Source organism: Pseudomonas sp. MF5691 (genome assembly GCF_016405645.1).
Taxonomy (GTDB): domain Bacteria; phylum Pseudomonadota; class Gammaproteobacteria; order Pseudomonadales; family Pseudomonadaceae; genus Aquipseudomonas; species Aquipseudomonas shahriarae.
The window spans coordinates 111349-127400 of sequence record NZ_JAEKDC010000004.1 but is presented as its reverse complement, the minus strand read 5'-3'; the positions used below and the strand labels follow the sequence as shown (position 1 = coordinate 127400).

Genomic DNA, 16052 nt, shown 5'->3' with positions numbered 1-16052 from the left:
AAGGGTTGAGGATTACTGATGAATTCTGCGCTTATCGGATACTCAGGCTTTGTGGGCGGTACCTTATGCGCACAAACCTTTTTTGAGTCACGCTATCGTTCAACTGATATTGGCGAAATCGATTGCCAATCGTTCGATACGGTCGTCTGTGCAGGAGCTCCGGCGCAAAAGTGGATCGCCAATCGTGATCCGGAATTGGATAGGCAGAAAATTGAAGGCCTGATCGCTCACTTGAAAACCATCCAGTGCAAAACCTTCATCCTTATCAGTACGGTGGATGTATTCAAGCGACCCGTAGGGGTCGATGAAGACACCTCTGTTGACGAGTCAGGGCTGCACGCCTATGGATTGAATCGTCGGTTGCTTGAGACATTTATTGAACAGCATTTCCCTCGTCACCTGATCGTCCGCTTGCCTGGATTGGTCGGTCCGAGGTTGCGCAAGAACGTCATCTTCGACTTTCTAAATGACAACAATCTTGAATCAATCGATAGTCGAGGGGTTTTTCAGTTTTACCCGATGGTCAACCTTTGGTATGACATTCAAACAGCATTGAAAGCAGACCTGAGGCTCGTTCATTTGACTGCTGCCCCCGTCAGTGTGACCGATGTTTCACAAGGCGGTTTTGGCAAGCCTTTCACAAATACCCTGAATAATCCTGTGGGGACCTACGATATGCAAACCAAGCATGCCCAGCTGTTTGGCGCGTCTGGCCGCTATCAATACAGTGCGCGGGAAACGATCCAGGCTGTCAGGGCGTATGCACAGTCAGAACCGCTCACTCAAAAAAAAGGTGTGGGCAAATGAGGGTATCGATTTCAAATATCGCTTGGGATCGGACGGAAGATGAGGCGGTTGCTGCATTGCTTCAGTACTTTGCGGTTGATGCGATTGATATCGCGCCCGGCAAGTACTTTCCTGACCCCACAAAGGCTACGGAACAAGACATTGCTCAAGTCAAACAGTGGTGGGTGCAGCGTGGAGTTGAGATTGTTGGGATGCAGGCGTTATTGTTCGGCACCCAAGGATTGAACGTATTTGGTTCAGCCGATAGCCAAGCCACTTTACTGGCACATTTGGAGGCGGTGTGCCGGATTGGAGGAGGGCTGGGGGCAACTCGGGTGGTTTTTGGTTCGCCGAAAAATCGTGATCGCAGCGGGCTGAACGATCAGGAGGCTTTGACCGTAGCCATAGCGTTTTTCCGTAAACTAGGGGACATTGCTCGTGCTTATGGCGTAACGATCTGTCTTGAACCGAACCCCATTCGCTACGGTGCGAACTTCATGACAAGCAGTTCAGAAACTGCTGAGGTCGTCCGGGGTACTGCTCACCCCTCCATTCGAATGCAACTGGACACGGGCGCCTTGACTATTAACGCAGAGGATCCTCACGTGGTCCTGAGTGATTGTGCCGATCTGATTGGGCACGTACATGTCAGTGAGCCTGACTTGTTACCGTTGGGTGATGGTGGTACTGCCCATGAGTTGATGGCATCCACTTTGGCTCACTTCTTACCAGGTCATTTGGTTACTATCGAGATGGTGGCGACGAAGGAAGAGCCCCATGTGACCTCGATTGAACGATCACTTCAGGTGGCGATGAAGCACTATCGAGAGGTGAGGTAAACGTATGAGCTTGAAGTGGCTGATCCTCATCCTCGGTATTCTTTCCAATGCTTCCGCCAGTGTGCTGGTGAAGATGGCCATGATGCCACCTCGCAAGTTTCCCTCTCTCAGTGATCCTGCTTCGGCGTTGAGTAACTGGCCGTTCTGGCTCGGTCTTGGGCTATACGGAGCGGCCTTTTTGCTTTATGCCGCCGCCTTGTCTCGGCTCCCGCTGAATGTGGCGCATCCGGTGTTGACGGCTGGTGCCATTGCAACCGTCGCGCTGTTTTCAGTAGTGTTTTTTCGTGAGTCCTTCCACTGGACAACAGGGGTAGGAATCGTCCTGGTAATTGCTGGCGTTGGGTTGATTACAGCTCGCGTGGCTTGATGGTAAAGAAAATGACTGTTTCCGATAGTGTTTCTGCAGTTCGTGATACGTGGCAAGTCCCTTCCCTTGATACACCCCTCTGGCTGGGTCGTCAGCATCCTTGGTGCGTGGTGATTCCGGTGATCAACGAGGGTGAGCGAATCAAGAACCTGCTTGCCCGAATGGCGGCGATCAATATTGTCGGTATTGCCGACATCATCATCGTCGACGGAGGCTCCACGGATGGCTCGCTTGAGCTACAAGCTTTACAACAGGTGGGTGTACGGGGGCTATTGGTTAAAACCGCGCCAGGCAAGCTAAGCGCTCAACTTCGTTGCGCCTACGCTTTTGCGCTTGAGCAGGGCTATGAAGGCATCGTTACCATTGACGGTAACGATAAGGATGATCCTGAGGCGATACCGCGCTTTATCGACGCACTTCAGCAAGGTGTAGACTTCGTACAGGCCTCACGCTTCGTCAAGGGCGGAGTAGCAGAGAACACGCCCAAGTCGCGAGATTTTGCCATACGCTTTATTCATGCGCCGATGCTAAGTGTATCCTCAGGCTTTAAGTGGACGGACACCACTCAGGGATTTCGTGCCTACAGCCGAAAAATGTTGCTTGACAGTAAAGTGGCGCCGTTCCGTGACGTATTTATGAATTATGAATTATTGGCTTATCTCTCCTATCGTGCGCCCAAGCTGGGCTATCGCTGCGTCGAACTGGCGGCTGTGCGACGCTATCCAAAGGGTGAAGTGCCTACCAAGATCAGTAGTGTAAAAGGCAACCTTTCGGTACTTGAAGTGTTGTTTCGCGCATGTTTCGGAGTTTATAACCCATAGGGGCCGCAAGGGAAGAGTATGTGTCCGGCAAAGTTATCTAGGCAGCCCTGAAAAGACGAAACATGGTGTGCACTTAAAATTGAACTGACCCCACAAAGTTGAACGGTTTTCTATCTACGCCTGTGCGGCCTGAGTTCTGTATTCAACAGGACTCAGGCCGTTTAGCTTCAGTCTGATACGCGAGTGATTGTAATACTGGATGTACTCGTCGATGCCTGCGTGAAGCTCATCAAGGTCGTTAAATTGTAAGCGATCCACCGTGCCCACATTCAAATCCGTCAGTTGAAGCCTGAAGCTGTGCTCCCGATCTGTATGCGTCCGGCAAAGTCACCTAGCCCGCCCTGAAAAGACGAGACATGGTGTGCACTCAATTTTAGTGGACACCATTTCTAGCCTTACTGAAAAGATGAGCGATGAGTAACAAACTTTGTCTGTTGCCCAAGCAAAGGGCCTCACACCCTGTAACTCACCCATTTTTGACTATCCCCAAACATCACCTAAATTTGAAAAGCAGCTTCGGAAAAGCTGCTTTTCTCACTGATGTCATGGAGCGTCTCTATATGCGTAAAGCCTGTTTTTCATCTCTGGTTTTTGCTGTCCTCACCAGCATTTCACTGGCTGTCAGCGCAGCCCCGTCAGCCAAACCCGAGGCTCCCACCCCCATTGCCGCTCAAATGATCAAGGCCGAGAAAACCATTGCCAAGGTCAATCTCAACACTGCGGATGCGGAAACTCTGAGGCGCGACTTGTTCGGTATTGGCGCAGCGAAGGCCAAGGCGATTGTCGCCTACCGTGAAACCAGTGGCCCGTTCACGGCGGTGGACGAGTTGCTGGAAGTGAAGGGGATCGGCAAGTCGCTTCTGGAGAAGAACCGCGACAGGCTGGAAATCAAATAACGCGCAGCAGCCAAGTCAAGAGGCCGGTCATTGACTGGCCTTCTTTCTGCGTGTGACTTCTGCATTCGCCTGAACTTTCAAATTCCCACGCACCACCTCCAGAATCTGCGTCGCCAAGGCCTCACTCTCGACACTACGCGCCAACACCAACGCCCCCACCAGTGTCGACATCATCATCAGGCTTTGCTCGTCAGCATTCGGGCTACCCAATGCCGCTTCAATTTGCTTGAGCCTCGCGCCAAGCACGGCGTCGGTGGTTGGGCTGTTTTGCCCGCGTTGCCCCAGTTCCGAAGACATGGTGGTCAACGGGCAGCCCTGGTCCGGCGATGCCTGGTGCCATTCGGAAAGGTAGCTGTCGATGAACGCTTCCAGTGGTCGTTCCTGGCTGAACAACATCTTGCAATGGGTGTCCAGTTCTTCGCCTGCCGCTTGCAACGCTTTTTCCACCAGTTCGTCCTTGGACTTGAAGTGCGCATAGAACCCGCCGTGGGTCAGGTTCAGCGATTTCATCAGGGGTTGCAGGCCGGTGGCGCCGATGCCGTCGCGGCGGAACCGTACCGAGGCCTCTTTAATGATGCGCAGGTGGGTTTGAGCTTTGTGGTTTTGTGAATAGCGCATTAGAGAGGCCTCCGAAACGTGGCCCATATTAACCAGGCTTTACGGCGGCCTCTCACTCTTTACAAAGCTGCGGAACTCATTGGCGACAGGCGGTGAGCTTGGCATGAATAGTGATTACGACTACAACAACGATTGTTGAACAATCATGAGGTGGCGATGAATACCACATTGTCCTTGGCGGATCAGATTGCGCGGGAGTTGCGCGCGGACATCATTGGCGGTCGGCTGTTGCCGGGCATGGCGCTGGTTGAGAACGATCTGGTCAAGGCCTACAGCGCTTCGCGCAACACCATTCGCGAGGCGTTGCATCGTCTAGGGCAGGAAGGGCTGACCCGTTATGTGCGACACAAAGGGGTGATGGTCCGGCGATTGGACATGGGGGAAGTGCGCGATCTGTTTGTAGTCCGGCGCACCCTGGAGTTGCAGGCTATTGCCAGCAGCAAGCCTTTAAGTGTCGATCAGTCCGAGCGCATGGACAACGCTATCGACGCCACCACCCTGGCCCGTGAGCGGGAAGACTGGCGCGCGGTGGCGACCCACAGTCTGACGTTCCATCAGCAGATTGTCGGCCTGTTATGCAGCCCGTTGTTCGACGAGTTTTTCGCCCAGGTGATTGCCCAACTGCGCCTGGTGTTTTGCGCTGCCCCTGACGAGCAGCGTTTCCAGTCGCCCTGGCTTGAGCGAGATCGAGAGATTTACGCGTTATTGGTCCGAGGCGATAAACCGGCGGCGGGGGAGGCGATGAGTCTGTACCTGGATGATTCGGAACGCCTGTCACTGGCCCTGTTTGCCCACCCCTGATCGAGGATTTGCACCATGTACAAAGACTATCCCGCTGCTTACCAGGTCAGCAAAGGCTCGGCCTTGCAGGTCGACAAGGCGTTCTATGAGCGTGTTCGTGACGCTGCGGGTCAGCGCACGCTGATTGAGCAGTTCGAGGTGCCGATCCGGACGGGGAGGGCGTGGAAGGTGCCTGCCGGTCATGTGTTTCGGGTGACTACCCCGGTCGGGCCGCAGGTGGGGGATTTCAATGTGTGGAACGCCAATGACCCTCGTGAACGTCTGTGGGCCGCGCGCACTCGTCAGTTGCAGGGCGCTCATGTCAGTGTCCATGACCGGTTGTGGTCGAATTTGCCGTTCCTAAGGCCGTTGGTGACCATCACGGATGATAGCCTGGCCGGTTATGGCATTGATGAGCATGGCGGGCGCTTGCACGACTTGCTCGGCACCCGCTGCGACCCCTATGTGAACAAAATGCTCACTGGAGAGGATTTCCATCACCATTGTCATTCGAATCTGACCCGCGCGGTGTTACCTCATGGCCTGACGGAGTTCGATGTGCATGACGTGCTGAATATCTTTCAGTGCACCGGCCTGAATCACGACGACATGTATTTCATGAAGGCTTGCCCGGCGCAGAAGGGCGACTATCTGGAGTTTTTTGCCGAGATTGATTTGTTGTGTGCGCTGTCGACGTGTCCGGGTGGGGATCTGTCGTTGCCGATGTGGGGGCCCGACGCGCAAGACCCACTGAGCGTGTGCCGTCCGTTAGGCGTTGAGATTTACCGCCTGGAAGAGGCGTTGCTTCAAGGCTGGAGTCAGCCGGAACGTGCCGCCTATAAAGGGCAGCACGGTTTGCAGATTGCCAAGGCGCAGTGGGAGCAGTAGCCCTCCCACAAAAGGTTAGCGATCCTGCGCATCCTTGGCGTCCGCCTGAGCGTTGCGCTCGGCCACGCGCTTGCGTTGTTCGTCGGTCAGTTCCACTTTGTGGGCGCTGTCACGCAGCATCATCAAACCACCGACGATCGAACCGATAGCGACCGCCATAATCAACCAGGCATACCAGGGCATAGGGCTCTCCTTGAGGCCGACTGCCGTGGGGAAGATTTCCCACGGCAATAACAGCTTTGAGTAACGGGCTTTGTCAGTGGTTCCATTGTAGGCCCGTTCTACCCAGCAGGTTTAGAGCCCGGTCAACATTGCGTCTGCCGGTGCATCGGCACGATCTTGTGCCGTGAGTTGGAAGTAGACAAAACCCACCGCCATAAAGCCCAGGAAGACCAGGCCGATCAGGGTGTTGAACCAGGCCATGGCTACCAGGCACACCAGCGCCAACACCAGGGCGATGCCCGGCACGATCGGGTAACCCGGCGCACGGAAGGTGCGCTCCAGCAGCGGTTCGCTCTTACGCAGTTTGAACAGGCTGAGCATGCTCATGATGTACATGACGATGGCGCCGAACACGGCCATGGTGATCATTGCGGCGGTGAGGGTCATGCCGCCGAGGTTGATCAGGCCATCGCTGTAGATCGCGGCGATGCCCACCACGCCGCCGGCGATGATGGCTCGATGGGGTGTCTGGAAGCGCGACAGTTTGGCCAGGGAGGAGGGCAGGTAGCCGGCGCGGGCCAGGGCGAAGAACTGGCGCGAGTAGCCGAGGATGATCCCGTGGAAGCTGGCCACCAGGCCAAACAGGCCGATCCACACCAGCATATGCAGCCAGCCGGAGTTTTCGCCCACCACGGTTTTCATCGCCTGGGGTAATGGGTCGTTGATGTTCGACAGGGTGCGCCAGTCACCCACGCCGCCAGCAAAGAACATCACGCCCATGGCCAGGATTACCAGGGTCAGGATGCCGCTGATATAGGCCTTGGGAATCGTGCGTTTTGGGTCCTTGGCTTCTTCGGCGGCCATGGCGGCGCCTTCGATGGCGAGGAAGAACCAGATGGCGAAGGGGATAGCCGCGAACATCCCGGCAATCGCCGGGGCGCCAAAGGTGTCGGAGCCCGCCCAGCCGTTGAGGGCGAAATTACTGAAACTGAAGGCCGGCGCGACCACGCCCATGAACACCAGCAGTTCGGCCACGGCGAGTACACATACCACCAGTTCGAAAGTTGCGGCCAGTTTGACCCCGAGAATATTCAACCCCATGAACACGAAGTAGGCTCCGACCGCCGCGTGTTTCGGGTCCAGAGCCGGGAATTGCACATTCAGGTAGGCGCCAATGGCCAGGGCAATGGCCGGGGGGGCGAAGACGAACTCGATCAAGGTGGCCAGCCCGGCGATCAACCCACCTTTCTCGCCGAAGGCCCGGCGGCTGTAGGCAAACGGCCCACCTGCGTGGGGAATCGCGGTGGTCAGTTCGGTGAAGCTGAAGATGAAACAGGTGTACATGGCGGCGACCATCAACGACGTCACCAGGAAACCCAGGGTCCCGGCTACGCCCCAACCATAGCTCCAGCCGAAGTACTCGCCGGAGATCACCAGCCCCACGGCGATGCCCCACAGGTGCAAGGTGCCCAAGGTGGGCTTGAGTTGTGTGTTCATTGTGTTGCTCCCTGAACGGTTTGGAATGTTTCAGGACATTGCAGCGGCCATGCCAGCTTGGAAAAGGGTGTCGTAAAGGGCTGGAACTGTCGTGTGGGAGATAGTCTGTTGTTTGAGGCGCGTTATTTCGTGCACCAGGGTAGGGCGGTGGTGGATATGCCGACGCTATCGCGGGCAAGCCCGGCTCCCACAGTTGGCCGCATTCCAAATGACGTACCCGGTCAACTGTGGGAGTCGGGCTTGCCCGCGATAGCGGTCTCAACAGCCCCACAAACCTCACGTCCACCCCACTCTTTACGCCCTCTTTACGCCCCCTCCACCCCCTCGCCCTCGTTCCTTTACGCCACTCCTGTGGACAATGCCCCCGTACGCGGCAGTCGCCGTATGACGGAGAAACTTCCATGAGTGTTCTGGACGGGGTGTCACTGCTATTGGCCGTGGCGCTGTTCATTTATCTGCTGGTTGCGCTGTTGCGCGCGGACCGGGGTTAGGAGCGGCTATGTACAGTTATGACTATTGGCTGATCATCGCCTTCTTCGCCGTGGTGCTGGTTCCGGCGCCATTTCTGGGGCGGTTCTACTACAAGGTGATGGAAGGGCAGCGCACCTGGCTTACGCCGGTGTTCGGGCCGGTCGAACGCGTTTGTTATCGCGTGGCTGGGGTCGATGCACAACAAGAGCAAAGTTGGCAGAAGTACACGTTGGCCCTGCTGGCCTTCAACCTCGCCGGCTTTTTACTACTCTTTGCGATCCTGCTCTTCCAGGACTACTTGCCCCTCAACCCGCAGCAATTGCCCGGGCAGGAGTGGACGCAGGCGTTCAACACCGCGGTCAGTTTCATGACCAACACCAACTGGCAGTCCTACAGCGGTGAGGCGACTCTCAGCTACCTGAGCCAGATGGTCGGCCTGACCGTGCAGAACTTTGTCAGTGCCGCCACAGGCCTGGCCGTCCTTGTCGCCCTTTGCCGTGGGATTGGTCGCAAGTCCGCCAGCACCCTGGGCAATTTCTGGGTGGACATGACCCGCGCCACCCTCTATGGCCTGCTGCCATTGTGCCTGCTGCTGGCGTTGTTCCTGGTGTGGCAGGGCGTGCCGCAAACCTTCGCCCACTACGTTGATGCGCTGACCCTGCAGGGTGTCGACCAAGTGATCCCGCTCGGCCCGGCCGCCAGCCAGATTGCGATCAAGCAACTGGGGACCAACGGCGGTGGCTTCTTCGGTGTCAACTCGGCGCACCCATTCGAAGACCCGACGGCCTGGGCCAACCTGTTTGAAGTGGCGGCGATCATCATGATCCCGGTGGCGCTGGTGTTCACCTTTGGCCACTACGTCAAGGACCTGCGCCAGAGCCGCGCGATCCTTGGCTGCATGCTCGCGCTGTTCCTGATTGGCGGTTCGGTGTCGTTGTGGTCCGAGTACCAACCCAACCCGACCCTGAACAATCCGGCCGTGGAGCAGACTGCGCCGCTGGAAGGCAAGGAAGCGCGCTTCGGCACCACCGGTACGGTGTTGTGGTCGGTGACCACCACGGCGGCGTCCAACGGCTCGGTCAACGGCATGCAAGACAGCCTCAGCCCCCTGAGCGGGATGGTGGCGCTGGTCAATATGATGGTGGGCGAAGTGATCTTCGGCGGCGTCGGCGCCGGCATGTACGGCATGCTGCTTAACGTACTGATCGCGGTATTCCTCGCCGGCTTGATGATTGGTCGCACCCCGGAATACCTCGGCAAGAAACTCCAGGCCCGGGAAGTGCAACTGCTGGTGGTGACCCTGCTGGTAATGCCGGTGGGCGTGTTGGTGCTCGGCGCGATTGCCGCCAGCGTGCCGGCTACCGCTGCGACCATCACCAACCCCGGCCCCCATGGCTTCAGCCAGTTGCTGTACGCCTACACCTCGGCCAGTGCCAACAACGGTTCGGCGTTTGCTGGCCTTGGCGCCAACACGCCGTTTCACAACCTGATGCTCGGGTTGGGCATGTTGATCGGGCGCTTTGGCTACATCCTCCCGGTGTTGGCCCTGGCCGGCAGCCTGGCGATGAAGAAAAGCGCACCGATTGGCCAGAACAGTTTCCCGACCCACGGCCCGTTGTTCGTGACGTTGCTGACCGTGACCATTTTGCTGGTGGGCGGCCTGACGTTCCTGCCGACGCTGGCACTGGGCCCTATCGCTGAACACCTGAGCATGGGCTTCTAAGGGGTATGAACATGAATATGCCTGTAAACAATGCCGCTCCGGTCAAGACCCAGGAATCGGCCAAGACTGCGATCTCGGCCCTGTGGCGCCCTGCGTTGGTCCAGGCGTTCGTCAAGCTGGACCCGCGCCAGTTGAAGCGTTCGCCGGTGATGCTGGTGGTTGAGCTGACCGCGATCCTCACCACGGTGCTCTGCCTGGTGCCGGACAGCAGCGTGCCGACCTTTGTCGCGCTGCAGATTGCCCTGTGGCTGTGGTTCACCGTGCTGTTCGCCAACTTCGCCGAAGCCCTGGCCGAGGGCCGTGGCAAGGCCCGCGCCGATAGCCTCAAGGCCGGCAGTGAGGGCCTGAGTGCGCGGCGCCGGGAGGCCGATGGCAGCTTCAAGGTGGTGCCCGCCACCAGCCTGCGCAAAGGCGATGTGGTGCGGGTAGCGGCCGGGGAAATGATCCCGGGCGACGGTGAGGTCATCGAAGGCATCGCCGCGGTCAACGAAGCGGCGATCACCGGTGAGTCCGCGCCGGTCATCCGCGAATCCGGCGGCGACCGCTCGGCGGTCACCGGCAATACCCGGTTGGTCTCGGACTGGCTGGTGATTCGCATCACCGCCAACCCTGGCGAGTCGACCCTGGACCGCATGATTGCCCTGGTCGAAGGCGCCAAGCGCCAGAAAACCCCTAACGAAGTGGCGTTGGATATCCTGCTGATCGGCCTGACCCTGATCTTCCTGCTGGTGATCGTGACCTTGCAGCCGTTCGCCCATTTCGCCAATGGCAGCCTGCCCTTGGTGTTCCTGGTGGCGCTGCTGGTCACGCTGATTCCTACCACCATCGGTGGCCTGTTATCGGCCATCGGCATCGCCGGCATGGATCGCCTGGTGCGCCTCAATGTGATCGCCAAGTCCGGGCGCGCCGTGGAAGCGGCGGGGGACGTGCATGTGCTGTTGCTGGACAAGACCGGCACCATCACCTTTGGCAACCGGCGCTGCGCTGGCATCTATGCCGCGCCCGGCGTCAACGGCAAGGAGTTGGCCGAAGGCGCGCTGTTGGCCTCGCTGGCAGACGATACGGCGGAGGGCAAATCCATCGTCGAATACCTGCGGGCCCTGCATCCGTACACCGAGCCCTCGGTGCCAGAGCTGACGGGCGTGCCGTTCAGTGCCGAAACGCGCTTGTCCGGTGTGGACTATCAAGGCCGCGTCTACCGTAAAGGCGCTGTCGATTCGCTGCTGGCGTTTATCGGCCAGAAACGCCAGGACCTGTTGCCGGCGCTGTCCCGGGAAATCGACAAGATCGCCCAGAGCGGCGGCACCCCGTTGCTGGTGTGTGCCGACGGCAAACTGCTCGGCGCGATCCACCTCAAGGACGTGGTCAAGCCCGGCATTCGCGAGCGCTTTGCCGAGCTGCGCAAATTGGGGGTCCGCACGGTGATGGTAACCGGCGACAACCCGCTGACCGCCGCCGCGATTGCCGCTGAAGCCGGCGTGGATGATGTGCTGGCGGAAGCCACGCCGGAGAAGAAACTGGCGCGCATCCGCCACGAGCAGAACGACGGGCGCCTGGTGGCCATGTGTGGTGACGGCGCCAACGACGCCCCGGCCCTGGCCCAGGCGGACGTGGGCATGGCGATGAATGACGGGACCCAGGCGGCCCGCGAGGCGGCGAACATGGTCGACCTCGACAGCGACCCGACCAAGCTGCTGGACGTGGTGCAGATCGGCAAGGAATTGCTGGTGACCCGGGGCGCGCTGACCACCTTTTCGATTGCCAACGACGTGGCCAAGTACTTCGCGATCCTGCCGGCGTTGTTCGCCTCGATCTACCCGCAATTGGGCGTGCTCAACGTGATGCACCTGAGCAGCCCGCAGAGCGCGATTCTGTCGGCGATTGTGTTCAACGCGCTGATCATCGTGGTGCTCATCCCCCTGGCCCTGCGCGGTGTGCGAGTGCAGGCAGCGAGTGCGGCGGCGTTGCTGCGGCGCAACCTGTTGATCTATGGCGTGGGCGGGCTTTTGGTGCCGTTCGCCGGGATCAAGGCGATCGACATGCTGCTGACCGCGCTGCACCTGGTCTAACCCAGCCCTGTAGGAGCCGACAAGCTGGCTCCTACAGGTCACGAATCAATTGAGGAAGATGAAATGTCCAGTACGATCCGTCCGGCCTTGAGCCTGTTGGTGTTGATGACCCTGATCACTGGCGTCGCCTATCCGCTGGTGGTGACCGGCGTCGCCCAGGTGGCCTTTCCCGACCAGGCCAATGGCAGCCTGGTGCGCGATGCCGAAGGCAAGGTGCGCGGCTCCAGCCTGATTGCCCAGGAATTTACCGGCGAGCGCTGGTTCCACTCGCGGCCTTCGGCAGGCGCGTTTGCCACCGTCTCCAGCAGCGCCAGCAACCTTGGCCCGAGCAATCCGGCGCTGGCGGCGCGGGTGTTTGACGACGCCGCTAAAATTCAGGTGCCAGGCCAGGGCCCCGTGCCCCTGGCGCTGTTGACGACCTCCGGCAGTGGTCTTGATCCACACTTGCCACCGCAGGCAATTGCCTATCAACTGGCGCGGGTGGCGGCGGCACGGCAGTTGCCGGTGTCGACCCTGGAGCGCTTGATGGACGAGCATATCGAACAGCCGCTGGTGGGGCCGCCGGTGGTGAATGTATTGGCGCTGAACATGGCGCTGGAAAAGTTGTAAACCGTGGCGCCGCCATCGCGGGCAAGCCCGCTCCTACAGAGGAATGCATTGCCCCTGTAGGAGCGGGCTTGCCCGCGATGGCGGCAGCATGTTCCCCACATCACTAACTGAAAGAAGACTGTTCCCATGAGTGACTCCGGCCGCGCCGACGCCCTCCTAGCCGACCTACCCAAGCACGGCCGTGGCCGGCTCAAAGTATTCCTCGGTGCCGCCCCCGGCGTGGGCAAGACCTACGCCATGCTCCAGGCGGCCCACACCCAACTGCGCCAGGGCGTCAAAGTGGTGGCCGGGGTGGTCGAGACCCACGGTCGCGCCGAGACCGAGGCCTTGCTCAGTGGCTTGCCCCAGCAGCCGTTGCTGCGCTCGGAATACCGTGGGGTGATGCTCGAAGAGATGGACCTCGACGGCTTGCTCGCCAGCAAGCCCCGGCTGGTGCTGGTAGACGAACTGGCCCACAGCAACGCCCCCGGCAGCCGCCACGAAAAGCGCTGGCAGGACATCCAGGAACTGCTCTCCGCCGGCATCAACGTGTTTACGACGGTCAACGTCCAGCACCTGGAAAGCCTCAACGACCAGGTGCGCGGTATCACCGGCGTGCAAGTGCGCGAAACCCTGCCGGACTGGGTGTTGCAGGAAGCCGATGAGCTGCTGCTGATCGACCTGCCATCCCGCGAATTGCTGGAGCGCCTGCGCGACGGCAAGGTCTACGTGCCGGAGCAGGCGCGGGCCGCCATCGATGCATTCTTTACCCAGACCAACCTCATGGCCCTGCGCGAGTTGGCGATGCAGACCGCCGCCGCTCACGTGGATGACGATCTGGCCCAGGGCTACCGGCAACTGGGCCAGGCCGCGCCGACCGTGCGCGGCCGTCTGTTGGTGGGGGTGGATGGCGATGCCGAGGCCGAGCGCCTGGTGCGCCACGCCAGCCGTGTGGCCCAGCGCCGGCATTTGCCCTGGAGCCTGGTGCATGTGGACAACGGACGGATGCGCGACGAGCAGTCGCGGCTGCGCCTGCAAAACGCCCAGCAGTTGGCTGAGCGCCTGGGTGGCGAAGTGGTGTTGCTGCGTGCCGGCGAAGTGGCCAAGACCCTGATCCAGCACGCGGCCGAACGCCGTGCCAGCCTGGTGCTGGTGGGGCAGTCGCGCCCGCGCTGGCGGCGCCGACTGTTCGGCGGCGGTTTGGCGGCGCGCTTGCTGCGCAATGCCCGGGGCTTGGAAATCAACGTCCTCGACAGCGATGAAACGCCGGTGCCGCCACGCTTGCCCGAGGTGCGGGGCCTGGTGTGGTTCGACTACGCCCTGGCGCTGCTGGCAACCGTGCTGGCCAGTGCATTGGCGTGGGGGGTGTCGAGTATCCTGCCGCTGCCCAACATCTCCCTGGTGTTCCTCGCGGCTGTGCTGCTGGTGGCGGTTCGCAGCAGTCTGGGCCCGGCATTGGCCTGTGCGGCGCTGTCGTTCATGACCTATGACTTTTTGTTTATCCCGCCGAATTTTTCCTTCGCCATCCAGCGTGAAGAAGATGTGCTGACGCTGTTGTTTTTCCTGCTGATGGCGGCGCTGACCGGCAACCTGGCTGCGCGTCAGCGTCGGCAACTGCAAGCCCTGCGCGACACTCAGGAAGAAACCAGCGAGCTCCTCGACCTGTCGCGCAAACTCACCGCCGCCACCGACCGCCAAGCGGTGATCAGCGCAGCGGCCCATCATCTGCAGGGCTGGAGCGATTTGCAGTTGTGCCTGGTCAATCGCGACGGGCCCAGTGAGTGGAAAGTCGAGACCGGTGGGCCGATCACCTTCACCGAAGCCGAACGTGCCGCCGCCGACTGGGCCTGGCAGCACGATCAACCGGCGGGCATGGGCACTGGCACCTTGCCGTTTGGGCGTTGGTGGTGGTGGCCGTTGTCCGCTGAAAATGGTCCATTGGGTTTGCTCGGCGTCAGCCCCAAGGCCGGCCTGGAACTCAGTGGCCAACGTCGGCGCCTGCTCACGGCCTTGAGCCAGCCATTGGCCCAGGCGCTGGCCCGTGCCCAACTGGCGCAGAATCTGGAGGCCGCCCGTTTGCATGGCGAGACCGAGCAACTGCGCAGCGCCTTGCTGGCTTCGGTGTCCCATGATCTGCGCACGCCGCTGACCTCCATGCGCGGCAGCATCGACAGCCTGCTGGCCCTGGGCGAAGCCATTCCCCTGGAAGATCGCCGTGAGCTGCTCGAAGGCACTCGCGACGAAGCCGAGCGCCTGGACCGCTATATTCAGAACCTGCTGGACATGACCCGTCTGGGCCATGGCGCCTTGAAGCTGGCGCGCGACTGGGTGTCGCCCGGCGATATCGTCGGCAGTTCCCTCGCCCGTTTGCGCGCGGTGCTGGCGCCGTTGCAGGTGAGTACCGACGTGCCGCCCGAGTTGCCGCTGCTGTATGTGCATGCCGCCTTGATCGAGCAAGCCCTGGTCAATGTGCTGGAAAACGCCGCGCGTTTTTCACCGCCCCATGGTCGCTTGCAACTGCGTGCCGGTGTGGCGGACCAGGCGTTGTTTTTCTCGGTCAGTGATGAAGGCCCGGGGATTCCTGAAGAGGAGCGGGCGAAGATTTTCGATATGTTCTACACCGCCGCCCGCGGCGACCGTGGCGGGCAGGGCACCGGGCTCGGCCTGGCAATCTGCCAGGGCATGGTCGGCGCCCACGGCGGGCATATCAGCGTGGCCGAGGGCATCGACGGGCGGGGCACTTGCATCACGTTGTTCCTGCCATTGCAGACCCAGCCGAGCCTGGAAAGTGAAGCGTGATATCAGGTGCGCTACTCTAATTTTTTTTCAGCGATTGTGACGGAACACCATGAGCCAGACTGCGACGATTTTGGTCATTGATGACGAGCCGCAGATCCGCAAGTTCTTGCGCATCAGCCTGGCGTCCCAGGGCTATAAGGTAATTGAGGCTGGAACCGGCGCCGAAGGGTTGGCCCAGGCCGCATTGAACAAGCCGGACCTGCTGGTGCTGGACCTGGGCCTGCCGGATATGGACGGCCAGCAGGTGCTGCGTGAGTTGCGCGAATGGTCGACGGCCCCGGTGCTGGTGTTGTCTGTACGGGCCAGCGAAGGGCAGAAGGTCCAGGCGCTGGACGGTGGCGCCAATGACTATGTGACCAAGCCGTTTGGCATCCAGGAGTTCCTGGCCCGGGTCCGTGCGCTGCTACGCCAGGCGCCTGTCGGAGAAGCCCAGCAGGCGGCGCTGCGGTTTGGCCCGCTGACGGTCGACCTGGCCTATCGGCGGGTGTTGCTGGACGGTGTCGACGTGGCCCTGACCCGCAAGGAATACGCGGTGCTGGCGCAACTGGCGCGTTATCCAGGCCGGGTGATTACCCAGCAGCAGTTGCTCAAGGACATCTGGGGCCCGACCCATACCGAAGACAGCCACTACCTGCGCATTGTGGTGGGGCACTTGCGCCAGAAGCTGGCGGACGACCCGACCCAGCCACGCTTTATCGTGACCGAGGCGGGGGTGGGGTATCGGTTGTTGGGGGCTGAGGGCTGAGGG

Annotated in this window: 16 protein-coding genes and 1 pseudogene; 13 read left to right on the top strand and 4 right to left on the bottom strand. The window is 60.2% G+C overall.

What is annotated here, in order from left to right; translation table 11 throughout:
- The first annotated feature begins 18 nt into the window (after window positions 1-18).
- Genes JFT44_RS08115 through JFT44_RS08100 form a run of 4 tightly spaced genes read left to right on the top strand, consistent with a single transcriptional unit; the run spans window position 19 to window position 2813 of the window.
- On the top strand, window positions 19-807 hold the full coding sequence (locus JFT44_RS08115) for an NAD(P)-dependent oxidoreductase (RefSeq protein WP_198830519.1): 789 nt from the start codon (window positions 19-21) through the stop codon (window positions 805-807).
- Window positions 804-1625 carry a sugar phosphate isomerase/epimerase gene (locus JFT44_RS08110; RefSeq protein WP_198830518.1) on the top strand — a complete coding sequence of 274 codons (822 nt, stop codon included), beginning with the start codon at window positions 804-806 and terminating at the stop codon, window positions 1623-1625. Before JFT44_RS08115 ends, JFT44_RS08110 begins: the two co-directional genes overlap by 4 nt.
- A gap of 10 nt (window positions 1626-1635) precedes the next feature.
- Complete coding sequence (locus tag JFT44_RS08105) at window positions 1636-1992, top strand: multidrug efflux SMR transporter (RefSeq protein ID WP_198830574.1); 357 nt, start codon at window positions 1636-1638, stop codon at window positions 1990-1992.
- Window positions 1993-2003: 11 nt separating this feature from the next.
- Window positions 2004-2813: a glycosyltransferase family 2 protein gene (locus JFT44_RS08100; RefSeq protein WP_198830517.1), complete on the top strand. Its 810-nt coding sequence runs from the start codon at window positions 2004-2006 to the stop codon at window positions 2811-2813.
- A gap of 114 nt (window positions 2814-2927) precedes the next feature.
- Here the strand turns inward: JFT44_RS08100 and JFT44_RS08095 are convergent.
- Window positions 2928-3059: pseudogene (locus JFT44_RS08095) on the bottom strand (IS3 family transposase); the annotation flags it as partial.
- 314 nt (window positions 3060-3373) lie between these two features.
- On the opposite strand from JFT44_RS08095, the gene JFT44_RS08090 reads away from it, so the two are divergent.
- Window positions 3374-3709, top strand: a complete 336-nt coding sequence (locus JFT44_RS08090) for a ComEA family DNA-binding protein (RefSeq protein ID WP_374067564.1) — start codon at window positions 3374-3376, stop codon at window positions 3707-3709.
- Window positions 3710-3736: 27 nt separating this feature from the next.
- Here the strand turns inward: JFT44_RS08090 and JFT44_RS08085 are convergent, their stop codons facing one another.
- Window positions 3737-4327 carry a TetR/AcrR family transcriptional regulator gene (locus JFT44_RS08085; protein ID WP_198830516.1) on the bottom strand — a complete coding sequence of 197 codons (591 nt, stop codon included), beginning with the start codon at window positions 4325-4327 and terminating at the stop codon, window positions 3737-3739.
- Between the two features lie 156 nt (window positions 4328-4483).
- On the opposite strand from JFT44_RS08085, the gene JFT44_RS08080 reads away from it, so the two are divergent.
- Both JFT44_RS08080 and JFT44_RS08075 read left to right on the top strand, forming a co-directional pair.
- Window positions 4484-5128 (top strand): GntR family transcriptional regulator, encoded by a 645-nt coding sequence (locus JFT44_RS08080; protein ID WP_198830515.1) that lies wholly within the window; start codon window positions 4484-4486, stop codon window positions 5126-5128.
- 15 nt (window positions 5129-5143) lie between these two features.
- Window positions 5144-5995, top strand: coding sequence for a DUF1989 domain-containing protein (locus JFT44_RS08075; protein WP_198830514.1), 852 nt, complete (start codon window positions 5144-5146; stop codon window positions 5993-5995).
- Between the two features lie 15 nt (window positions 5996-6010).
- On the opposite strand, the gene JFT44_RS08070 is transcribed toward JFT44_RS08075, so the two are convergent.
- Together JFT44_RS08070 and eat are read right to left on the bottom strand one after the other, a co-directional pair.
- Complete coding sequence (locus JFT44_RS08070) at window positions 6011-6178, bottom strand: DUF2897 family protein (protein ID WP_133098895.1); 168 nt, start codon at window positions 6176-6178, stop codon at window positions 6011-6013.
- A 111-nt stretch (window positions 6179-6289) separates the two neighbouring features.
- Window positions 6290-7654, bottom strand: coding sequence for an ethanolamine permease (eat, locus tag JFT44_RS08065; RefSeq protein WP_198830513.1), 1365 nt, complete (start codon window positions 7652-7654; stop codon window positions 6290-6292).
- Between the two features lie 401 nt (window positions 7655-8055).
- Between eat and kdpF the strand changes: the two genes are divergently transcribed.
- The 6 genes from kdpF (at window position 8056) to JFT44_RS08035 (ending at window position 16049) form a co-directional block, all read left to right on the top strand.
- Window positions 8056-8145, top strand: coding sequence for a K(+)-transporting ATPase subunit F (kdpF, locus tag JFT44_RS08060; protein WP_032863112.1), 90 nt, complete (start codon window positions 8056-8058; stop codon window positions 8143-8145).
- An 8-nt stretch (window positions 8146-8153) separates the two neighbouring features.
- Window positions 8154-9848 (top strand): potassium-transporting ATPase subunit KdpA, encoded by a 1695-nt coding sequence (gene kdpA, locus JFT44_RS08055; protein WP_198830512.1) that lies wholly within the window; start codon window positions 8154-8156, stop codon window positions 9846-9848.
- Window positions 9849-9853: 5 nt separating this feature from the next.
- Window positions 9854-11917, top strand: a complete 2064-nt coding sequence (kdpB, locus tag JFT44_RS08050; protein ID WP_198830511.1) for a potassium-transporting ATPase subunit KdpB — start codon at window positions 9854-9856, stop codon at window positions 11915-11917.
- Window positions 11918-11980: 63 nt separating this feature from the next.
- Window positions 11981-12526: a potassium-transporting ATPase subunit KdpC gene (kdpC, locus tag JFT44_RS08045; RefSeq protein WP_029300757.1), complete on the top strand. Its 546-nt coding sequence runs from the start codon at window positions 11981-11983 to the stop codon at window positions 12524-12526.
- A 126-nt stretch (window positions 12527-12652) separates the two neighbouring features.
- Window positions 12653-15304, top strand: coding sequence for a sensor histidine kinase KdpD (locus JFT44_RS08040; RefSeq protein ID WP_070995180.1), 2652 nt, complete (start codon window positions 12653-12655; stop codon window positions 15302-15304).
- 49 nt (window positions 15305-15353) lie between these two features.
- The gene (locus JFT44_RS08035) at window positions 15354-16049 is read left to right on the top strand and encodes a response regulator (protein ID WP_169851538.1); all 696 of its coding nucleotides are present in this window, start codon (window positions 15354-15356) and stop codon (window positions 16047-16049) included.
- The last annotated feature ends 3 nt before the right edge of the window (window positions 16050-16052 follow it).

Coding starts and splice junctions, on each gene's coding strand:
- JFT44_RS08115 (WP_198830519.1), top strand. CDS start 19: ATGAATTCTGCGCTTATCGGATACTCAGGCTTTGTGGGCGGTACCTTA.
- JFT44_RS08110 (WP_198830518.1), top strand. CDS start 804: ATGAGGGTATCGATTTCAAATATCGCTTGGGATCGGACGGAAGATGAG.
- JFT44_RS08100 (WP_198830517.1), top strand. CDS start 2,004: ATGACTGTTTCCGATAGTGTTTCTGCAGTTCGTGATACGTGGCAAGTC.
- JFT44_RS08090 (WP_374067564.1), top strand. CDS start 3,374: ATGCGTAAAGCCTGTTTTTCATCTCTGGTTTTTGCTGTCCTCACCAGC.
- JFT44_RS08085 (WP_198830516.1), bottom strand. CDS start 4,327: ATGCGCTATTCACAAAACCACAAAGCTCAAACCCACCTGCGCATCATT.
- JFT44_RS08080 (WP_198830515.1), top strand. CDS start 4,484: ATGAATACCACATTGTCCTTGGCGGATCAGATTGCGCGGGAGTTGCGC.
- JFT44_RS08075 (WP_198830514.1), top strand. CDS start 5,144: ATGTACAAAGACTATCCCGCTGCTTACCAGGTCAGCAAAGGCTCGGCC.
- JFT44_RS08070 (WP_133098895.1), bottom strand. CDS start 6,178: ATGCCCTGGTATGCCTGGTTGATTATGGCGGTCGCTATCGGTTCGATC.
- eat (WP_198830513.1), bottom strand. CDS start 7,654: ATGAACACACAACTCAAGCCCACCTTGGGCACCTTGCACCTGTGGGGC.
- kdpF (WP_032863112.1), top strand. CDS start 8,056: ATGAGTGTTCTGGACGGGGTGTCACTGCTATTGGCCGTGGCGCTGTTC.
- kdpA (WP_198830512.1), top strand. CDS start 8,154: ATGTACAGTTATGACTATTGGCTGATCATCGCCTTCTTCGCCGTGGTG.
- kdpB (WP_198830511.1), top strand. CDS start 9,854: ATGAACATGAATATGCCTGTAAACAATGCCGCTCCGGTCAAGACCCAG.
- kdpC (WP_029300757.1), top strand. CDS start 11,981: ATGTCCAGTACGATCCGTCCGGCCTTGAGCCTGTTGGTGTTGATGACC.
- JFT44_RS08040 (WP_070995180.1), top strand. CDS start 12,653: ATGAGTGACTCCGGCCGCGCCGACGCCCTCCTAGCCGACCTACCCAAG.
- JFT44_RS08035 (WP_169851538.1), top strand. CDS start 15,354: ATGAGCCAGACTGCGACGATTTTGGTCATTGATGACGAGCCGCAGATC.